The following is a 21,486-nucleotide window of genomic DNA, read 5'->3' as shown; positions in this document are numbered from 1 at the left end:
CTAAACTACGTATTCATATGAAAACATCCTTCCTAATATTGAGCCTATTCTTTCTCTCTTTCCAGGCCTTGGGACAACCGTTACAACGCGTAGCTCCCGAACAAACAGGCATGAACTCCCGTCAACTTACATATGCTGATAAAGCTATTGAAACAGCTATAAACAACAAAGAAATTCCCGGTGCTGTACTTGCCGTCGTACGCCATGGCAAATTGGCTTATCTGAAAGCCTATGGAAATAAGCAACTGCTCCCTGATACAGAGCAGATGGATGTCAATACCGTATTTGACATGGCTTCCGTGAGCAAAGCCATGTCAACCGCCATCAGTGCTATGATTCTCATTGAACGCGGTCAACTCCGGCTTACAGACCGTGTCAGTCTCTATATTCCGGGATTCTCCGAAGATATCCGTATCACCGACCTCATGACACACACTTCCGGACTCCCACCTTATGCTCCGGTTAAGGAATTAACGGCTAAATATGGTGCTCCGAATCCTAAAGGGCTCATAGAATACATTTCCGGTTGCAAAACTAATTTCAAGCCGGGAACAGACTTCCAATACAGCTGCCTCAACTATATTGCCCTGCAACATGTCATTGAAACAGTCAGTGGACAAAGCCTGCGTGATTTTGCAAAAACGCATATTTTTGATCCGTTGGGTATGCAACATACCGATTATTGTCCTACCGGAGAAACATTGGAACGGTGTGCTCCTACCGAAAAGCAAAAGGACGGCAGTATTCTCAAAGGAATTGTTCACGATCCGTTGGCACGTATCATGAACGCAGGTGTCTCGGGTAATGCAGGTGTTTTCTCCGATGCCAATGACCTGGCTATACTCGCTGCAATGTTACTCAACAACGGAGAATATAACGGACATCGTATCCTCAGTCCATTAGGAGTAAAAACAATGAGAAGTATTCCCCGGCATATCCCCGGTCTGGGACGCGCATTAGGATGGGATCTCTTTTCTCCGTATGCATCTAATAACGGTGATCTGTTTGGACCAAACACCTACGGACATACAGGATATACAGGTACTTCCATCACCATTGATCCCGACAATGACACTGCCGTTATTCTGCTGACCAACAGCGTACATCCGGATGACAAAGGTAAAGCAACCCGGCTTCGTTCACTGGTAGCCAACGCCGTTGCTGCTTCTATCTACCCTACCGAGCGGACATATACTGAACATTACTACAAACGCTTTCTCGAATTTGAAGATGAGCCGGCCATCAGCCCCAAAGATATCGTCATGCTGGGCAATAGCCTCACCGAAGGCGGCAAAGACTGGGGAGTACGACTAAAAAAGAAACATGTACGTAACCGGGGCATCATCGGAGACGAAGCAATGGGTGTATACGACCGTCTGCACCAGATTCTCCCCGGGCATCCGGCAAAGCTCTTTTTATTGATAGGCATCAATGATGTATCACATGACCTCACAGCAGACAGTGTCGTGACTCTTATTACTCTCCTGATAGACAGAATACAGAGAGAATCACCCGATACCAAACTATATCTGCAAAGCCTGCTCCCTATCAATGAATCCGTATGTAAATACAAAACAATGATCGATAAAACAGACATCGTACCGGAAATTAACCGAAAACTGGAAACGCTCGCTACTTCCCGGAAAATACCATTTATCAACTTATTCCCTCTCTTTGCAGAAAAGGGAACAAATATTCTACGAAAGGAACTGACGACAGACGGATTACATCTGACGGAAGAAGGGTATCAGATATGGAGTAGGAAGTTGAAGAAATATCTTTAAGACAAAGACTTTCGGTCCCTTCCTCCCCCATCGTAACAGCACACAAATAACCTTTATAACAATATCCTATGAAACACAGTTTACTGTTCTTTTTATGCCTTTGGAGAATGATCGATTTATATTCTCAATGCAGTCTCACTTCTGAACTTAATAAATTCAGAGTCAATGACACCATTGTCAAACAGCAAATAGAATATAAGGCTCCTGGCCGGTCAGGCAAAGATGTACTTTGGGATTTCGGAAAATTATCTCCGATAAACAAGAAGTATACGCTCATTTATTCCGCCCGAAAAGGGGTTGATTCTATGATTGTAGGGCGAGAACACCATACCCGCTATTATTATGATTGGCAAAAGGATTCGGTATGGTTATGGGGATTTGAAAATTCAACTACTCAAATCGAAAACTCTAAACCTGAACTTCTTTTGCAGCTTCCCATGCATTATGGAGACAAAGTTCAAGGCTATTATCAGGGAGAAGGGAAATATTGCGGACGGTTACACATCTCTACGGTGGGACGAAATACGACCGAAGCCGATGCATATGGAATGATTATCTTACCCGGAAAAGATACTCTAAAGCACGTGTTACGGATAAAAATGACCAAATTAATCAGTGAAACGATTTCTCCCCTAAAGGTTCTATCCGAAAACATGAATACCCCGACTTACCGGATTCTGCCGGAAGATTCCATCGACAATATTATAAGACAGAACGAACGTACCATTATTGTAGAAACCTATCAATGGTACGCTTCAGGATATCGCTATCCCATCTTCGAAACAATACGTACCGGCCATCTGTCTGATAGTTTAAAAACAGCATATTTTTCTACGGCATTCTTCTACCCACCGGGCAAACACATGTATCTGCAAAGTGATACCGCCAATCTGGATTTACAGAAAAAAATACTGGCAGATACCGTCCATAAGAATGAGAAAGACGATCATAAAAGTCAAGACAACTCAAACGACTTACCTTTAGACTTTTCATACAATGTCTATCCCACCCCTGTGCAAACAGAATTAACTTTTGAATTCTATCTCTCTGACTATGCAGCTATTTCTTATAGATTGTACAACATAGCAGGCCAACAGCTTACTCATTATACCGTAAAAAATTACCCCGGAGGAGTATATCAACATTACATCGATATGGATAAATATCCCAAAGGAGAGTATATCCTGCAAATCTGTATGAATGAAAAAGTATTCAGTGAAAAAATAATAAAAGGATAATACTATGAAAAAGATAGTGGCTTTATTAAAACAGAAGATTGTGTTGGTAGGAATTTTATCTTGTATTTCTCTCTTCTTGTCAGCACAAAGTGAGCCTATTCCGGTTATCACCAGACCGTCAGCCGAAGCGCAAACATTGGAAAAGTTTGGAGAAATACCAACCGACCTTTATACAGGAAGAGTAAATATTGACATACCATTATTGGATATTTCAGAATATGATATTACCATCCCTATAAAAATAAACTATTTCGGAGGCGGAATCAAAGTAATGGAAGAAGACGGACCAATAGGTTTAGGATGGAATCTTAGCGTTGGTGGAGCCATTTCCAGAAATATTTGTGGATTGCCGGATGAAATGTATGACCAGACTAACAAAATAGTAGGTTATGACAAACTCAACACTCCCCTTTTTCCATATATCCCGGGCACTGATGATAGAAAAAGTTTTGTAGAACTGATTAAGGAAAGAGAATTTAATTATAACCCTGCCGATCAATATCGTTCAGATGGAAGTTATTGTAAAATCGGTTACATGAGTAGTATTTATGGCGAACAGTATGACCAAGGTCATTTTGATACAGCACAAGATACATATAGTTTCAATTTCATGGGAATATCGGGAGTATTCGTCATTGATGAAAATAAAGATTATATCATTCAAAGTGATTATAATATTTCGATTGAGCGTTCATCAAATGGTGATTTTAGTATTTCGGATGCTAACGGATATGTTTATAGATTTACAAAGAGAGAGATATCAACTTTTCAATATACTTCTATTCAGCCAAGCACTAATCGGAGAGAATCATTTCGTTGTCCTTCTGCCTGGTGGCTAACTTCCATCACGACTCCGGCAAAAAATGTTATAGAATTCTATTATCGTACTTTGGAGAACATTGAATGTACTATTACAGATTATCCAATAATAGATTCTGAATTCCAAAAAATGCATTTTAACGAAGATTGTAATGAAGTCTATGAGTGGATCAGAAAAGTTTCCACAATTCCATTTCCTACTAAAATTTCCGACAAAGTATTACTAAGTTCCATTGTTACCAAAAACAGCTTGATTCGTTTTGAATACGAAGGGGATAGTTGCCACTCGCAACTAAAAAAGATTATCTATATACCCAATAAATTAGACGAAAATAGTATTTATAAAACAATTAACTTTTATCGTTCCTGTTTCAATACTGATGACGGCAGTTACCGTACAAAATTAGACAGTTTACAAATTATAGGAGAAGACACTTCTATCATCCAAACTTATAAATTAGCATATACAACAGATGAACTATTCAATAAAAACATTCGGGAAAGAGATCATTGGGGATATTGGGTACCCAATGGTGGCTTATATCCTTCTCATGTAAATTACTTTAGTAAACGCTATTATTATGGTGAATCAAGTAGACATTCATTTCCCGATGGTGCGACAATCGGTATGTTACAAAGCATAACTTATCCAACAGGAGGAAAAACAGAGCTTTTGTGGGAGCCCAATACTTTCTCTAAATTGGGATTAGCCGCCCAGCAAACAGATGCATCAGATAACTCTTTCTTTGAAACATTAGAAAACTATCGTGACACTATTGCACACCATCTTACGCTAAGAGGAAAAAAGAGCAACTATATATTGGAAACATCTTGCAACATAGGTACTCCTCAATCTATATATATAGATTTCACACAATATTATCCAGCAAACATACTAGGAGACGAAGATCCAGCAAGTTATAACACCTGTATTGAAGGATGGTTGTCTAATGATACAATATATAATTCAACCCATTTACCATATCTGGAGATAACCTTTCCGGATAACAACAGACAAATCATCCGCATAAATAAAAACAACTTTAACCGTACTATTCCAATATTTGTTTCCCAAAGTGGCAGATATACATTTAAGCTAAAAAATCCAGGAACAGAATGGTCTGGGCACAGACCTGATTTATGTGGTATTTTTTATGATATTTTCGATGGTCCCGACTGTACTGATTGTGGGAAAATAGATATTAAGTATTTCACTCTCCGTACTCCTATTGCAGCAGATACATATCCAACAGGAGGATGTAGAATAAAAATAATTAAAAATATATCAGGCAATGATACAATCGTCCGACTATATAATTATTCGGAAGATGGTAGAGATCCGACATCCCCCAGTAGCGGAGTACTGACATATATGCCCAGATATGGTTCTATTATTAGCAAAGCTTATCAGCCAGAACAACCATTAGACTTTAATGGTAATTCACTCTGCCGCCTATGGTGTGAAGCTGAAACTTCCATAATAAGTTTAAGTTCACATGGTATCCCCACCACACTAAACGGAGGAAGCCACATCGAATATTCTAAAGTTACAGAAAATATCATTCGGAACGGACACCTAAATGCCTTAGATCCGGCAAGAGCCGACAGACATGAAATTATATATGAATATGTAACATCTGCAGATCATTTAGACTGTGCAGATATTGATGAGACACAATATGGGCCTTATGTCAGAGCCGACATGCTCAAACTTACTTCCAAAAGATATAAAAGAGGATATCTAAAAAGAAAAACGGAACACACAGATGAAAAAAAAGTAACAGAATATTCATATGATATACAAGAGAAAGAAAAGACTTCTGTAATTACGGGTTCATTATTTATAGTCGGAGACTATACCGAACAGAAATTTGTAAGTTCTAAATGTCCTGAATACGGAAAAATTCACATGTATAAAGATTATGGAATTGTCAAATACAGAGTTATTCCTTACAATAAACATATTAATGAAATAAAAGCAACAGGAGATATTACTAGTAATTATCAAAAATATACTTATGCAGACAAATTATACAGTACTAATATAATGGCAAACGCTCCTTTATCATATTCTACAATAGATTCACAAGGAGACACAGTTACCCAATATTATACATATACCCGAAAAAACAAAATACATACCTGTATTTCTATAAAACAAGGGAGGATTACGGATGCATACCGAAACGAATATAACGATAAAAGCCAACTTACAGCCAAATACATAGCAAAATTAAATCCGGGCAATCTTCCTCTTGCCTCCTCCTATAAGTTAGGTAATTGGCAATTTATAACCGAAAACCAGAATCCGGCATTATACCAATTGACCAACGTCCTTACGGAAAGTTACCAATATGATCGTGACAGGCTGGTTCAGGTTACAGATGAGACCTCAGGTATATCCACCGTCTACCTCTGGGCCTACAACGGTACACATCCCGTAGCAGAAATCAGAAATGCCACATTTGCCAACGTAGTGCAAAGTTTAGGTGGCGATTATATGGTGAATCAATTATACAATTCGTATACCCCTAATATGAATGTGGTAAATAATCTAAGAAACGTACTTATAAATAGCCAGGTAACCACAATGACCTTCAAATTATTGGTAGGAGTAACCTCCATCACAGACCCCAGAGGTATCAAAACATCTTACGAATATGACTCTTTCGGAAATCTCAAGAACATACGGGATCTTAATAATCGACTGCTTCAGACCATTCAAGTTCATTATATCGGCGAATATTTATGAAAACAAGCATCTTATTATCAGGAGTTTTTTTATTACCACTATTTATCGTACATGCACAATCCGGTGGTAATCAAAACTACATCTCCATACATACAAAAATGAATGCAGAGGGCACAACAGAACAGGTGTCTATTCAATATTTCGACGGCATGGGACGCCCTGTGCAACAAGTTCAGAAAAATCATACGCCATCCGGTAAAGATTTAGTTACCAACATCGACTATGATTATTGCGGACGGGTATCAAAAGAATGGCTGCCGACTCCTGTTGAAAACAGCCAGGAATATATCAAACCCGGAAACTTTGCCACACTGTCAAAAGCCTATTATCAGGATAGACGGCCCTATAAGGAAAACCTTTATTCCTCCCGTTACAGATATGATTATCTGGAAGGGATACAGGTACCCGGTGACGATATGGACAAGCACCACAGCAAACTGAAACATACAGCCAACACCGCGAACCAAGTCAGAAAATATATAGTGAATGCACAAAACCGTCTTGAAAATGCCGGATACTATCCTCCCAAAACACTCGAATGTTTTCTCACAACAGATGAAGATGGAAAAGAATCCCAAATATTCAAAGATAAAAACGGACGCATCATCCTGCAGACATCCGGAGGGGATGTGAATACCTATCACGTTTATAATTCATTGGGACAGCCGTGCTACATACTTCCTCCTATGATTTCGGATGTACTGAGTGCAGGTGAAGTCAGTGATGACCATGTATTGTTAAAACAATACGCATTCATTTATAAATATGACGACTTAGGGAATTGCATATACAAACGCTTACCCGGATGCGAACCGATATACACGGTATACGATAAAGCCGGGCAATTGGTTTTCAGCCAGGATGGTAACCAACGGAAAAAGCATTTATGGACAGCAAGCAATTATGACATTTTCGGCAGGCTGATTTATATGGGACAATATGAAGCCGAAATGAGCTTGGAAGAAGCTATTATGGAATTTGGAAACTCACCGGTTACCGATTCATTTATCACAACTAATGCGATGGGATATTCAAATACTCCTTTCAACCTGCAATCCGACAAGATGCTAACCGTGAATTACTATGATGACTATCGTTTTCTGGAACTGCTACCGCCTGCACAAAGAGATTCATTATCTTACAAACAGAAAGAAGGTTACGGAACAGCATTCACATCAAACGGTTCTTCTTCCGGTTCAAAACTGAACGCCAAAGGCCTTCTTACAGGCACACGCACTTATCTATTGGATGGAAGTGGAAAATATACTATTCAAGCATTCTATTATGATGAAAAAGACAACATCATACAGACTCGCCAAAGCAATCATTTGGGCGGGTATACAACGGCATACCACAGAGTAGATTTTAGAGGGAAACCTATAAATGTGCTTAAAGAGAGTTCCATTTCCGGCAACAGATACGGCAATGTGTCCGAACTTTATTCATATACATATGACCGGGCAGAAAGACGTCTCACTACAAGCTACCGGCTAAATGGTAATCCTGCCATCACTTTGTCCGAAAATGAATACGACGAATTAGGACGACTACAAACAACATACAGACATAATCGGACAGACACGGTTTGTTACAAATACAATATACGGAACTGGATAACCCAAATAAGAAGCGGCTCATTTGAGGAGAATATTTATTACAATCAACCTGTTTATAGTTCGGAACTGGCAAAGCCTTGTTATAACGGAAATATATCCAGCAACACATGGACTTACAACGGAAAGAAAAATGGTTATATCTATTTTTATGATGCACTGAACCGACTAACATCAAACTATTGTTATCTGGATGGACTATTTATGGATGCCGGACAATTATCTGAGTCATTCAAATACGATAAACATGGAAATATAAAAGAGGTAACGAGATTTGGCGAAGACGATGTTATCGACCTGCTGACATTATCCTATCATGGTAATCAACTAAAGAAAGTCACAGATGGCTGGGGTTCCGGTAACCTGTACAATCAAAAAGAGTATCAGGATAAGGCAAACGAAACTGAAGAATTCGCTTATGATGCCAATGGAAACATGGTGAAAGACCTGGATCGTAATATCGTTACCGTTCGCTATAATATACTAAACTTGCCTGACACGGTCCAATTTAAAAATGGTAATCAGATAATCAGTTCGTATGATGCTTCCGGCAGGAGATTAAGCACCCGGAACTTCACGCTTACTACTCCGGTAGTTGTACCTATCGGAGAAACCCGTAAATGGGAATATGATCTGGATGTAATAGACGAAACCGGCACATTTTACGTTGATAATATAGAATACGACTTTAATGGCTGTGACCCGGGAGTATATATGCTGGGAAAAGTGTTCAATCCTGAAGGATATGCTACAAGGATTAACTCAACTTCTCTTCTGCCCGATTACCATTATTATCGTAAAGATCATTTAGGTAATAACCGGGAAGTATGGCGTGCCGCATACAAAGACTATAGAGGGACGATAGTCCCGGCTACCACTGTACAACGTATTCAGTACTACCCAAGCGGTCTGCCTTGGACAGAAGGAACAGGAAGAGACGTTCAAAACCGTAAATACAACGGTAAAGAGTTCATTGAAATGCATGGTTATGATACATACGATTATGTGGCTCGGGGCATGTATCCGGCGATTATGAGCTTCACGTCAGTGGATCCACATGCTGAGAATTATTACAACCTTAGTCCATATGTATATTGTGGAGGAAATCCCATAAGCAGAATCGACCCGTACGGAATGGACTATTGGAGTACAAGCGATCCGGTGGAAATAGAACGGTTCTGGAATTCTCTATTTTCGCCTCTTGTAAACATGCTACAATATTATTCTAATTCATTCAATTTCGCATCCTGGGATCATCTTACAGATGCAGAGTTCACAGACAGACTGACTTTTAATGACGAGAATGAGACATTTTATTTTAGCTATAGTAAAATCATTAATGGCGAAATTAATGTTATAGGAATATCTGTTAGAGCTACAAATGTAAACCAAGGAAATGCCTGGACCCAATATGGACTTCCCGCTTCCGGAAGGATAGAACAAACCAATACTGTATACGATTTATTAACAGGACGTTTTATAAGGAAAGCAGGTATAGAAATGGCTAAAGAGGCTATTTTTCCAGGTGGTTCGCCTACTAGTACTTTTGGTATAAGATCCGGGAAAAAGTCTACGAAAGGAATGCCACATGGTGATGGTGGAAGAGCATTAAAGAAAGCAGAAAAACGTATTAAGGAGTTACAAGAGAAGATGAAAACGGCTCCTGCTAAAGAAAGAAAAGAAATTCAAAAAAAGATAGATAATATTAGAGAAGATGCCCAAAGAAAAGATAAAGGTGAAACCCATTGGAATAAATAAACAAAACATAAAGAATAATATGGAAAAAACAGGCTTAATACCCAACAAATCATATGAGAATTTTATTCTTGGAGATGATATTACTAATTATTTGCATTTGCCCCATCATGTGGAATTTTATGATCATTCTAAAATAGATCATGATTCTTATTTTTTCGATAATGTCAATTTTTATATATGGGTTAAAAATGGTAAAATTGAAACAATTAAATGTGATAAAGAATGTTATTGGAAAGGCAAAAATTTGATAAATATGTTTTATGAGGAATTCTTGATATTAATAGATTATCAGCAACCTAGCGATGAAGACATCATATACGTTCCAATAAACAGAGATAGAGGACAAAATCAGAAAGTGTATACTTTTGATTATTTAGGATTAATGATCTGGGTATGGAGAAAAAAAATCAGAACAGTATTAATCTACAATTATGAAGATGAATGATGGTTTAACACTTATTTTAAAGCAGAATTTCGATTGTAATCTCGACTGTGATAAATATAATTAGCTTCAATAGAATTGTAATAAATTTGTTCCTTATTTAGATTGAGAATAGCTATTACTACCGCATCATTTAATTTAGAAAAGGAGTTTAGAGCAAATACTTGATTTGAAAATAATGATTACAAACAATTTAATAAAAAAAATAATGAACAAAGATGATATTTGGAGACAAATTATTCAGTTTGTCAAAGAAGAACGGTGGGATGACGAATATACTCCTGAAACAGATCTCGTAAAAGATTTGAAACTCAACGGAGATGATGCTTACGAATTTATCTACTTATTTAGCAAGAAATTCAATGTAAGCATTACCGAATTTAAATTCGAAGAGTATTTCTATCCTGAAGGAGATCGTATACTTCTAAAAGTATTAAACTTAATTCTAAAACAAAAGAAAAAAGTCAAGAAAAAAATAACTCTCAGAGATTTAGAAAGGAGTGTGAAAGAAGGAAAATTGGTTTGAGATTATCTTTAAAATACTTATAAAAAAGATAATTTAAACTTTAACAATCATAATGGAAAGTTATACTGAAGCATCAAGTCAAATATAGTATGAAGAAAAAAAGTTTGCAGAATCTGTTTCTTATAAGTTTATTTTTCCTTTTTAACAGATGCAATAACTCGAAACCTACATCTCAAGATTTTATTGGAACATGGGTCTCAGAAGATGGAGGAGAGATCATATTTAAAGAAGATAGTACATGTATCGTCAAAGGAATATATGCGAAACAGATCAATCCATTTTCAGAAGGAAAAGTATCATTATCTGGTGAAGGGCAGTGGCGAATCCGAACTAAAGACAGTAATGGATATGATCAATATAATATAGCTATTTATCTAAAAGGAGTAATTTATTTCTCGTTATTCATTTCTGGGGAAGGACTATTAGACAACAGACCTCCATGGTATTTATTTGATTATATCGGTGATCCAGATGAGCTTAATTTATATAAGTTTACAAAATCAAAATAAGAAATGAAGAAAAAAGTTTATTCAATCTGGCATTTGTATGTTTATGCTTCCTTTTTAACGGATGCAATAGCCCTAAACCTACATTTCAAGATTTTATTGGAACATGGGTTTCTGAAGACGGAGGAGAGATCATATTAAGAAGCGATAGTACCTGCGTGTTAAAAAATATACATGATACTTATATTGACATTATTTCAGATGACAAACCACTCAACTATGAAGGGAAGTGGATTTTGAGAGAAAAGGATGATTTAGAATATGATAAATATAATATAAGAATCGAAAAACAGGGAACATTTTTAATAATCTTCTACATTTCAGGAGAAAGATTATTTGGATATGCTTCTCCATGGTATTTATTCCAATATATCGGAGATCCGGATGAGCTTAATCTATATAAGTTTACAAAACTAAAATAAAAGAAATAGAATGAGATATTCTTATCGTAAATATGCTATTTTGATAGCCATAATTTCGGCTACCCTTGGTGTTATAATTGCTTTCGTGTATTTTTTAAACTCCTTCCATTTATTGGAAGCCAAACCTATCCTCCTATCACAAGAATATCGAGGATATACAGAAAATAACCATTCCGGAAAAACAGAGTATGATTATATTGAGACCATTAATTTCTATTATATAGGAGGAGGAGTCACAAATAATGATTGCATCCAAGTTCGGAAGCAAAATAATACAACTAAAAAAGAAATTATTCTTGGTACTTTTGAAAAGTACAAAATTTTAGTCAGTTATTGTTTTAATGGTGATAGTTTAACTCTTACTTTAAAACATAATTTCGACTGTAATTCCGATTATGACACGTATGTAATAAATATAAATGAATGATGGGGCTATGCCCAAAACAAACCAAGCTTTTATTTGAACTGAAATATTTAAATCAAAATAATATGAAACAAAAAAAACTATTTAATATTATTTCTATAAGTTTATTCTTCCTACTCAATGGATGCAGTAACCCTAAGCCCACATTTCAAGATTTTATTGGAACATGGGTTTCTGAAGATGGAGCCGAAATTACATTACAAAAAGACAGTACATGTATATATAAAAATATTCCTATTGAATATATAGAGATATCCATAGATAAAGATTCTCTTAATAATACAGGAAAATGGTATTTGAAAAAAGACGATTTAGGATATAACGGATATTACATAGATATCAGACAAAAAGAGACTCCATATATGACCCTATATATATCAGGAGGAGGACTATTGGACAATACCCCTCCTTGGTTCTTATTTCAATATATCGGAGATCCAGATGAGCTTAATTTATATAAGTTCACAAAATCAAAGTAAGAAATGAAGATAAAAAGTTTATTTAATCTGTTTTTCATTAGTTTATTTTTCCTACTTAATGGATGTAATAACCCTAAACCCACATTTCAGGATTTTATTGGAACATGGGTTTCTGAAGATGGAGGAGAAATCATATTAAGAAGTGATAGTACTTGTGTGTGTAAAAACATACGCGATAACTATATTAATATATTTTCAGAAAAAAAGCCACTCAATTATGAAGGAAAATGGATTTTAAGAGAAAAGGATGATTTAGAATATGATAAATATAATATAAGAATTGAAAAGCAGGGAACGTTTTTAATAATTTTCTACATTTCAGGAGAAAGATTATTTGGATATGCTTCTCCTTGGTATCTGTTTCGATATATTGGAGATCCAGATGAGCTTAATTTATATAAGTTCACAAAGATCAAATAAAGAGAGATATGAAGTCAGTACTGCCCAAGCGGTCAGCCTTGGGCAGAAGGAACAGGAAGAGACGTTCAAAACCGTAAATATAACGGTAAAGAGTTCATTGAAATGCATGGATATGATACATACGATTATGTGGCACGTGGCATGTATCCGGCGATTATGAGTTTCACGTCAGTGGATCCACATGCTGAGAATTATTACAACCTTAGTCCATACGTATATTATGGTGGGAATCCTATAAGCAGGATTGATCCATAGTACAAGCGACCCGGTAGAAATAGAGCGGTTTTGGAATTCTTTATTTTCGCCTCTTGTAAACATGCTACAATATTATTCTAATTCATTCAATTTCTCATCCTGGGATCATCTCACAGATGCAGAGTTCACAGACAGACTGACTTTTAATGACGAGAATGAGACATTTTATTTTAACTATAGTAAAATCATTAATGGCGAAATTAATGTTATAGGAATATCTGTTAGAGCTACAAATGTAAACTAAGGAAATGCCTGGACCCAATATGGACTTCCCGCTTCCGGAAGGATAGAACAAACCAATACTATATACGATTTATTAACGGGACGTTTTATAAGGAAAGCAGGTATAGAAATGGCTAAAGAGGCTATTTTTCCAGGTGGTTCGCCTACCAGTACTTTTGGTATAAGATCCGGGAAAAAGTTTACGAAAGGAATGCCACATGGTGATGGTGGAAGAGCATTAAAGAAAGCAGAAAAACGTATTAAGGAGTTACAAGAGAAGATGAAAACGGCTCCTGCTAAAGAAAAAAAGAGGATACAAAAAAAGATAGACAGGATACGTAAAGATGCCCATGACAAGAACAATGGTGAAACTCACTGGAATTAACAACAAAACATTTTAGACAACATGAAGAAAAAAGGTTTAATCCCCAATAAATCATACGATATTTTTGTTTTAGGAGATAATATTTCTAACTATTTACATTTACCTCATCGCATCGATTTTTATGATGACGATCCATATATATGCCATGATACTTATTATTTTGATAATTTCAATTTTGAAGTGTGGGTTGAAAATGGTAAAATAGAGACTATTTGCTGTGATATAGAGTGTTATTGGCAGGATAAAAACTTAATAAAGATGTTCTATAAAGAGTTCTTGACTCTTATTAATTACCAGCAGTCTGATAGTGATGATTTCGTATATGTTCCCATAAGTAGAGATAGGGGACAAAACCAAAGAGTTCATTACTTTGACAACTTGGGACTAACATTATGGGTATGGAGAGAGAAAATAAGAACAATATTAATTTACAACTACAAAGATGAATAATAGAGAACCTTTGCAAGGAAGTTAGAGCTACAAATGTAAACCAAGGAAATGCCTGAACCCAATATGGACTTCCCGCTTCCGGAAGGATAGAACAAACCAATACTGTATACGATTTATTAACAGGACGTTTTATAAGGAAAGCAGGTATAGAAATGGCTAAAGAGGCTATTTTTCCAGATGGCTCGCCTAATAGTACTTTGGGTATAAGATCCGGAAAAAAGTCTACGAAAGGAATGCCACATGGTGATGGTGGAAGAGCATTAAAGAAAGCAGAAAAACGTATTAAGGAGTTACAAAAAAAGATGAAAACGGCTCCTGCTAAAGAGAGAAAGAAGATCCAGAAAAAGATAAATGACATTAGAAGTGCTGCTCTAAAGAAAGATAAAGGTGAAACCCATTGGAACTAATTTTAATAACCATCAAGTTCACTCTTTTAGCATGCTGTCTTCTAACAATATATAAAAAAGACAAATGAGAGAATTAACAGAGTCAGGAAACACTACCAGCAACTGACTCGCATAAAATAACGAAATAAATTCATTAATATGGCAGAAGCAGGATTAATACCTAACAAATCTTATGAAATTTTTGTGTTAGGAGACAGCATTTCTAACTATTTACATTTACCTCACAAGATAGAGTCTTACGATGATCCATACATATATTATGACACCTATTATTTCGATAATTTCAATTTTAAAGTTTGGGTTGAAAATGGCAAAATTGAAACAATTAAATGTGATAAAAAGTGTTATTGGAAAGGCAAAAATTTGATAAATATGTTTTATGAAGACTTCTTGATGTTAATAGATTATCAGCAACCTGACAATGCAGATATCTTATACGTACCTGTTAGCAAAAATAGAGGACAAAATCAAAAGGTATATGATTTTGACAATTTAGGACTAATGATATGGGTATGGAGAAAGAAAATTGTAAATATATTAATTTCTAATTATGAAGATGAACCATAGAAGGCTTTAAAGTATAAAAATAAAAATCTTTAGAATTAATAACAAAAGCAGAAATAACAACATGGAAAAGACAGGCTTAATACCCAACAAATCATATGAGAATTTTATTCTTGGAGATGATATTACTAATTATTTGCATTTCGTGAAGAAAAAATTCATTAATCTAACATTTACATACTTTATCACATCAAATATACTCCTTCAATCCTTGCATATTCAACAAGGTAACCTCTCTCTTATCCACAGAGATCAATCCCTCTTTTATCATCTTATTGATCTCTTTTGACAGGGCAGGACGGGTTACTCCTAAATAATCTGCCAGTTGTACCTGATTATGCTCCAACAAAGCGATACCATCAGAGGTGCGATGCTCCATGAGATAATAAACGAAACGACTGCGAAGGTTCTTATAAGAGAGGATACGCAAACGGGTAACGGTACATTTATTGCAGTTGCCTGTCACACAAAGAAAACTATGGAGTAACTGTGGCACGGAACTTATCAGTTTGAAAACCGAAGTACGGGTAGCCATAAGAAGAATAGAATCTTTACTTACGGTAAAGGTGGCAGGCAGAATATTGTTTTCGCCAAACAGATGCGGAGTAGCAAAGGCGCGGGGTGCGATGATCTCTTCTACCTTTACCAGATTGCCGGCTACATCGATGATATTAACCTCCAGCTCGCCTTTCAGCAGCACATACAAATGATTGCAACGCGTATCTTGTTGCAGCACCACCTCTTTACGGGATACCTTGTACAATGTAAATTCAAGTTCGTCCATTAGACGATGTTTTACATTCACATCTAAGTCCCGGAAAAGAGGTATCTGCCACAGCAGTTGTTTATACTCATCTGTAAAATCGATTTTTACCACAGTACTTCTCTTTGGTTTGTGACAAAAATAGCTCTTTTTCCGTTACAGTCCTACCATTTAGCAAAGAAAATACGTGGGTTGATATTGAGAGAGACCCATCCCCAGTCTTGCCAGGCATCATGGTTACCGCCTTTCACCACATCCATGTATTTCGTCCCGAGCATGGTTGAGTAACCAACCGTCAGTTTCACATCCTTCATCACTGTGTAATCTACCTGCAAGTCGAACTCTGATCCGAGACTACGTCCTTCATCTCCCTCTACTGTTACGTCATAAGTAGTAGAAAAATGATGATAATTCAGTGACATAGCCCAGCGGGAAGTGGGTTTAAAGTCAACACTCAGCTGCTTGTCCCACAAACCTCTATTGTAAGCAGAAGCATAGAAGTAATCCATACCACCATAAAACTTATGATGAGTGCCATAAAGCGGATCGAATGTAGACGCCTTACTACTTTCCGGATCACCGCTCAGATAATCGGTCAATATGCTGACAGACCATTGCTGATTGATTTTGTATCCCGCTTTCACACCGAACATATAGGCTGAAACCTTCTTCACCTCATCGCCCACTTTCCTTTTACCAAACTGATAGTAAGCACTTCCGTTTAACGTCCAGTTACCCGGAGTATAGGTGAGATAAGTTCCGGTGGTAGGCATATAATTGGTTTTTCCTTTTTCGGGCGTTCCGGTCTCATAGCCTACATTCATGAAAAGCAAAGAGGCATTGAAATTCTTAGCCCACTGGCCGTTATACCATAAAGTCTGCATGGTTTTATAAGGCTGTGCTTTAGAAGGATCATAATAGTTGCCACCTATCGTTTTTTCATCATTCTGATTGAAAGCGAGGACAAGGTGCATTTTGTGTTTCCCGGCTTCGTATCCCAACTTCAATGCATCATGAAAACGTCCTGCCACATTCCAATCGAGACTACCCAGTAAACGTTCATCATCATATACCAATGACTGGCGTCCCAACTGTGCGAAGACACCTTTCCCCAAATCCAACTTTGCCCATACCTCATGGAGAATAAATCGTCCGTTCTTATCAATCTGAGGGTCTTGTCCCCACACACCTACATGTTGGGCAGAAAGCTTCATTTGCAGACGATCCCGCTTGTATCCAAGTGAAAAACGGGCGCGATTGTTTATAAAAAAGACAGGCAGTTGTCCATCGGCACGCGGACTAAGTACGCCATTGCGATATTCACCACGAGCACGCAGTTGTGCATCAATACTAAACTCGTTCTTCTCTTCCTGTGCGCAGACAACAGAAGAGCACAGTACCAATCCGGTTAAAAAAATAGCAGTCAGTTTCATACTATATCAGTTTAAATTATAAGTGTGTACACTCGTTCCTTGTGCCGAAGGCAAATAATTGATGCCATACCAACACATTTGAAGTAAAAGAAAACAAACCAATAATCCGGCGAGTGCTTTGCGATGGCTCCTCCGCTGATGAAGCCGGAAGTGAATATAACACAGGTAACCTATCCATGTGGCAGCTGCCCACGTCTCTTTGGGGTCCCAACTCCAGTAGTGTCCCCACGCCTCTTTGGCCCACAAAGCACCGAAAAGCATCCCCAGGGTCATAAACGAGAGCCCCACATACACCAGATCATCACAAAGTTCCATTTCCCGTTCTGCTGCCGGTTTCTTCTTTATCCATAATAGATAAACTGCCATTACCGTGGCTGCCCCAAGCATGGCATAAGCAAACATATATACGATGACATGTGGTGCAAACCAGGGACTTTGCAAAGCAGGCATCAGTGTCTTATTATGAATTTCAGGCTTAAAAAGATTGACGCAGATAAACACCAGTGACAATACAAAGCTGAAACTGAGTATCCACTTATAGCGCCAGCGAACATAAGTGATGATACCTGCCAATGGTAAGAAAAAGGAATACCACAAACGGGTCTCCCCCATTGTACGCATGGGTGGACGCTCCAATGAAATCCACATCCCAAGGATAAAGGTAAAAAAGACAAGCAATCCTGCCAATGTAGGTCCCAGTACCCAACCCATTGACTTACCTTTCCAGGCAGTGAGAGCTCCAAAGCCCCAAAGACAAAGAGACACAGCAGCAAACCATCCGAAAAGATCCCAACTCATACTTTCTCCTCCTTTCTTTTGTGTGACAATGCAAACATACAGACAGCACCGGCTATCATCATCCATATGCCCGTATAAACCACAGGCAACCAGGGATCACTAACCAACTCGAACACGCTGATATCACTCCAACGTCCTTTCGACTCGTCATAACTCAATTGATATATTTTCCAGCCCTCTATTTCAAAAGGTCGATTTACTTCAATCGTGGCTTCTACCTGTTCTCCGGATTGTGTATAAACGGTTACTGCGGATGCAAAACGTTTCGGTTCACGTTCGGGCATAATAAGACTTACTTTCTGATTCAAGCGAAGCGCTTTGTATGGAAACATAAAGCTACCGCAACTCACCCACCCTTCACGCTGTTCATCACTCGTTGTGTTTTGAGCTTTCACGTAGATTGCACACGCTGCCCCCATTGAATGAAACTCTACAAACCGAACAGTATCTTCGGTAGCTACACTGGCAGCCATAGGTAACTTTTCCGTCACTTCAATCTCCCAATCCTGTAATTCTCCTTTGCTGAAATCATCTTCTATCAGCACATTCACCGGTTGTCCTGCCGGAAGTGCTTTTCCCGATTCATTATCTATCAACATAAGTTTGGGTGGATATTCATCAATAGTGAAATCATGCAGTTCTATCGCCAATGGCAATTCCAGCATCTCTTTTTGTTTATTAAACGCCCGCCATTCTGCCTTACCCGTTTGAGTAGTCATTTCAAGCCGTTGCATATCGGCACTTCCCAACACAGCACCGGTCAGAACTAAAAATAATCCAAGATGACTCAGCAGAAAAGGAATATCACGTACTGTAAAGTGATGAATCCGCCGGAGAATGACTATCCCTAACAATGTAACAAACCAGAAGAAGAGTAATACAAAAGAACAAGCGGAAAGCATCTGCGAAAATCCCAGCCAACCTTCAATTCCTGTAACGGTAACTTCCGGACGGTACTGACGGGTAAACCCCATAATAACCGTCATCACCACTAAAGAAATCATAGCGCTGACAGCCGCCTGATAACTGCTCATCCAACGAACAAAATAGTACTTACGAAAGAAAATATACAATACGAGTAACAGAAGTACATAGACTACTCCCGCATAAATATTCACCGGCCAGGCGAGCAAAGAAAGCGTACACTTTCCGAGTGCTACCTGCCAGAGAGTACCCACAAGAAAGAGTCCGCCGCAAACAGCGAACCCTTCTTTATATCCCCATGGTTTTTGCCACATCCTTATTTAGTTGAAAATTGAATATTGAAAGTTGAAAATTGCTATGTAGTGCTGATTAATATTTATTGAAACGCAAATGAACGCAGATTTTCGCGAATTAGATTGCTGCATTATGCTTGAAAACAATATTCCTTACAGAAAATCTGCGTTCATTTGCGTTTCAATAACAACCTGATAAATAAGTATTTAATTATAAAACATTACTTAGTTAAAAGTTACTATGCGCTGGAGAATTAGTTGCTCACACTACACAGCAACTTTTAACTCTCAACTTTCAACTAAATATTCGCTAAGCGCCCGTTAGCCTTTGCTTCTTTCAGCCATTGCGGAACAACTTCTTTCAGGAATTTATCTTTATTCTCATGTTCTTTCTTCATGTCGAGACCGATGTATTCCTGTGCTTTGGCCTTGGTAGAAATATCCGGCATTGGCACTTCACCTGTAAATCCGTTATTAGCCAAAACCTTAGAAATAGCTAAACGCGCCTGCAAAGCTTTGTCCAAGCCATGACCCAGAATGCGTTGAATCTCCTGCGGAGCATGGAAAGAGCCCCCGTGTGAAGCGACTCCAAAGTCCCATCTCCATTGTGCCTGACGAATCAGCTTCAGTGCCTCCTGCATCTGCAAGTCTGTAGCCCCCTTATCCCATGCAAATTTAGCTTCGATATGAGCTTTTGCCAATTCTTGTTCCAAACGATTACGGATTTCATTTGCTTTACGCTGACGGTCGTATACATTATTACGAAGTGTCTCTTCACTCTCGCGATGACACACCTGACAAGTACGATCAATCATCGCTAACGGGCTTTGTATATGATGATCGCTAAACTTCATTCCCCCTTCACTCTTATACGGCATATGGCAATCAGCACATGACACACCACGCTGTGCATGGATACCCATCTGCGAAATCTCATAGTCGGGATGTTGTGCTTTCAGGATATGCGCCTTGCTCAGTGCATGGGTATAATCGGCAAAATCAGCCTCATCATAGTATGCCTCCATATCTTCCACTGTGAAGCCTTTGTCCCAAGGGAAAGTCAGATACTTACCGTCACCCTTGAAGTAATATTCCACATGACACTGTGCACATACCAATGAACGCATCTCTTGCGGAGTAGCCTTATCAATGTCTTTTCCCTGACGGGCAAATGCCTCACGCAACGCCGGACGGCTGATGTGTAGCTTCATATTCTCCGGCTCGTGACAATCGGCACAACCAATGGGATTTACAATCTCATTGCCAAAAGCAGCCCACTTATTATTGTAAAAAGAATCAACGCCAAGTGCTTCCATCATACGGGGTACATCCGGGCTTTTACAAGTCCAGCAAGTAGAAGGCTGCGGACCACTGTGAGGATCCATCGGGGCACCGGTACGAAGACTTCGGGTGATGTCTTCAATGGCATGCATATGTCCACGCGGAGTTGTATAATCTTTAGAGAAAGCATATCCAGCCCAGAGAACAACCATTTCCGGACGTTTTTCAAGTACATCTACTGCTTCACTACCATTAAATTCGCTTTCAAAATCAGTCTGCGCAGTCTGTTTCCATGTGTCGTATTGCCGGGGATAATTCTCTCCGAAAACCTCATTACGAGCCTCGATACCTTTAATCTCTACCCGTTTGTTATTGAATACACTGACTATCTCTGCCCGGCGTTCCATTAATGAAGAGACCACCAGTCCCAAAACGAATACAACAACCATTGCTCCACCAAACAACAGCCATCCTTGCCATGCCTTTAATTTCTTTTCCATATTGATAATGCGCTAATGTGCCAATAAA

20 protein-coding genes and 1 pseudogene are annotated in these 21,486 nt (G+C 38.2%); 16 read left to right on the top strand and 5 right to left on the bottom strand.

Annotated features, from left to right (window positions below):
- Positions 1-17: 17 nt before the first annotated feature.
- The 16 genes and pseudogenes from K8P02_RS20350 to K8P02_RS20275 all read left to right on the top strand — a co-directional run bounded on the left by K8P02_RS20350 (position 18) and on the right by K8P02_RS20275 (position 15,469).
- Entirely contained in the window at positions 18-1,784 is a 1,767-nt protein-coding gene (locus K8P02_RS20350; protein ID WP_002558893.1) for a serine hydrolase, read from the top strand.
- Between the two features lie 68 nt (positions 1,785-1,852).
- Positions 1,853-3,022 carry a T9SS type A sorting domain-containing protein gene (locus K8P02_RS20345; protein ID WP_195349721.1) on the top strand — a complete coding sequence of 390 codons (1,170 nt, stop codon included), beginning with the start codon at positions 1,853-1,855 and terminating at the stop codon, positions 3,020-3,022.
- Positions 3,023-3,026: 4 nt separating this feature from the next.
- Positions 3,027-6,593 (top strand): RHS repeat protein, encoded by a 3,567-nt coding sequence (locus K8P02_RS20340; RefSeq protein WP_195349719.1) that lies wholly within the window; start codon positions 3,027-3,029, stop codon positions 6,591-6,593.
- Positions 6,590-9,964 (top strand): DUF6443 domain-containing protein, encoded by a 3,375-nt coding sequence (locus K8P02_RS20335; protein ID WP_223381768.1) that lies wholly within the window; start codon positions 6,590-6,592, stop codon positions 9,962-9,964. The genes K8P02_RS20340 and K8P02_RS20335 overlap by 4 nt, the downstream gene beginning before the upstream one ends.
- A gap of 19 nt (positions 9,965-9,983) precedes the next feature.
- The gene (locus K8P02_RS20330; protein ID WP_025868334.1) at positions 9,984-10,409 is read left to right on the top strand and encodes a hypothetical protein; all 426 of its coding nucleotides are present in this window, start codon (positions 9,984-9,986) and stop codon (positions 10,407-10,409) included.
- Between the two features lie 205 nt (positions 10,410-10,614).
- The gene (locus K8P02_RS20325; protein ID WP_223381766.1) at positions 10,615-10,932 is read left to right on the top strand and encodes a DUF1493 family protein; all 318 of its coding nucleotides are present in this window, start codon (positions 10,615-10,617) and stop codon (positions 10,930-10,932) included.
- 89 nt (positions 10,933-11,021) lie between these two features.
- Positions 11,022-11,441: a hypothetical protein gene (locus K8P02_RS20320; protein WP_025868332.1), complete on the top strand. Its 420-nt coding sequence runs from the start codon at positions 11,022-11,024 to the stop codon at positions 11,439-11,441.
- 26 nt (positions 11,442-11,467) lie between these two features.
- Positions 11,468-11,860, top strand: coding sequence for a hypothetical protein (locus tag K8P02_RS20315; protein ID WP_044158618.1), 393 nt, complete (start codon positions 11,468-11,470; stop codon positions 11,858-11,860).
- Between the two features lie 10 nt (positions 11,861-11,870).
- A complete protein-coding gene (locus tag K8P02_RS20310; protein ID WP_025868330.1) occupies positions 11,871-12,287 on the top strand; it encodes a hypothetical protein in 417 nt (138 codons plus the stop codon).
- A 62-nt stretch (positions 12,288-12,349) separates the two neighbouring features.
- Positions 12,350-12,763 carry a hypothetical protein gene (locus K8P02_RS20305; RefSeq protein ID WP_007483576.1) on the top strand — a complete coding sequence of 138 codons (414 nt, stop codon included), beginning with the start codon at positions 12,350-12,352 and terminating at the stop codon, positions 12,761-12,763.
- Between the two features lie 3 nt (positions 12,764-12,766).
- The gene (locus K8P02_RS20300) at positions 12,767-13,183 is read left to right on the top strand and encodes a hypothetical protein (RefSeq protein ID WP_025868329.1); all 417 of its coding nucleotides are present in this window, start codon (positions 12,767-12,769) and stop codon (positions 13,181-13,183) included.
- An 84-nt stretch (positions 13,184-13,267) separates the two neighbouring features.
- Positions 13,268-13,438 (top strand): annotated as a pseudogene (locus K8P02_RS20295) (RHS repeat domain-containing protein); the annotation flags it as partial.
- Positions 13,439-13,790: 352 nt separating this feature from the next.
- Positions 13,791-14,045, top strand: coding sequence for a hypothetical protein (locus tag K8P02_RS20290; RefSeq protein WP_223381764.1), 255 nt, complete (start codon positions 13,791-13,793; stop codon positions 14,043-14,045).
- Positions 14,046-14,066: 21 nt separating this feature from the next.
- Positions 14,067-14,495: a hypothetical protein gene (locus tag K8P02_RS20285; protein WP_025868370.1), complete on the top strand. Its 429-nt coding sequence runs from the start codon at positions 14,067-14,069 to the stop codon at positions 14,493-14,495.
- Between the two features lie 152 nt (positions 14,496-14,647).
- Complete coding sequence (locus K8P02_RS20280; RefSeq protein WP_223381756.1) at positions 14,648-14,902, top strand: hypothetical protein; 255 nt, start codon at positions 14,648-14,650, stop codon at positions 14,900-14,902.
- Positions 14,903-15,040: 138 nt separating this feature from the next.
- A complete protein-coding gene (locus K8P02_RS20275) occupies positions 15,041-15,469 on the top strand; it encodes a hypothetical protein (protein ID WP_025867069.1) in 429 nt (142 codons plus the stop codon).
- Positions 15,470-15,656: 187 nt separating this feature from the next.
- On the opposite strand, the gene K8P02_RS20270 is transcribed toward K8P02_RS20275, so the two are convergent.
- From K8P02_RS20270 to nrfA, 5 genes are all read right to left on the bottom strand, one after another.
- Positions 15,657-16,343 (bottom strand): Crp/Fnr family transcriptional regulator, encoded by a 687-nt coding sequence (locus K8P02_RS20270; protein ID WP_007483570.1) that lies wholly within the window; start codon positions 16,341-16,343, stop codon positions 15,657-15,659.
- A gap of 50 nt (positions 16,344-16,393) precedes the next feature.
- Positions 16,394-17,662, bottom strand: a complete 1,269-nt coding sequence (locus tag K8P02_RS20265) for an alginate export family protein (protein ID WP_195661497.1) — start codon at positions 17,660-17,662, stop codon at positions 16,394-16,396.
- A 6-nt stretch (positions 17,663-17,668) separates the two neighbouring features.
- The gene (locus K8P02_RS20260; RefSeq protein WP_025867071.1) at positions 17,669-18,460 is read right to left on the bottom strand and encodes a cytochrome c biogenesis protein; all 792 of its coding nucleotides are present in this window, start codon (positions 18,458-18,460) and stop codon (positions 17,669-17,671) included.
- Positions 18,457-19,698 carry a cytochrome c biogenesis protein ResB gene (locus K8P02_RS20255; protein WP_223381753.1) on the bottom strand — a complete coding sequence of 414 codons (1,242 nt, stop codon included), beginning with the start codon at positions 19,696-19,698 and terminating at the stop codon, positions 18,457-18,459. Before K8P02_RS20255 ends, K8P02_RS20260 begins: the two co-directional genes overlap by 4 nt.
- 278 nt (positions 19,699-19,976) lie before the next feature.
- On the bottom strand, positions 19,977-21,458 hold the full coding sequence (nrfA, locus tag K8P02_RS20250; protein ID WP_025867072.1) for an ammonia-forming cytochrome c nitrite reductase: 1,482 nt from the start codon (positions 21,456-21,458) through the stop codon (positions 19,977-19,979).
- Positions 21,459-21,486: the final 28 nt, after the last annotated feature.

The organism is Bacteroides nordii (assembly GCF_019930665.1).
Taxonomy (GTDB): Bacteria; Bacteroidota; Bacteroidia; order Bacteroidales; family Bacteroidaceae; genus Bacteroides; species Bacteroides nordii.
This window is presented reverse-complemented; position numbering and strand designations above follow the sequence as displayed.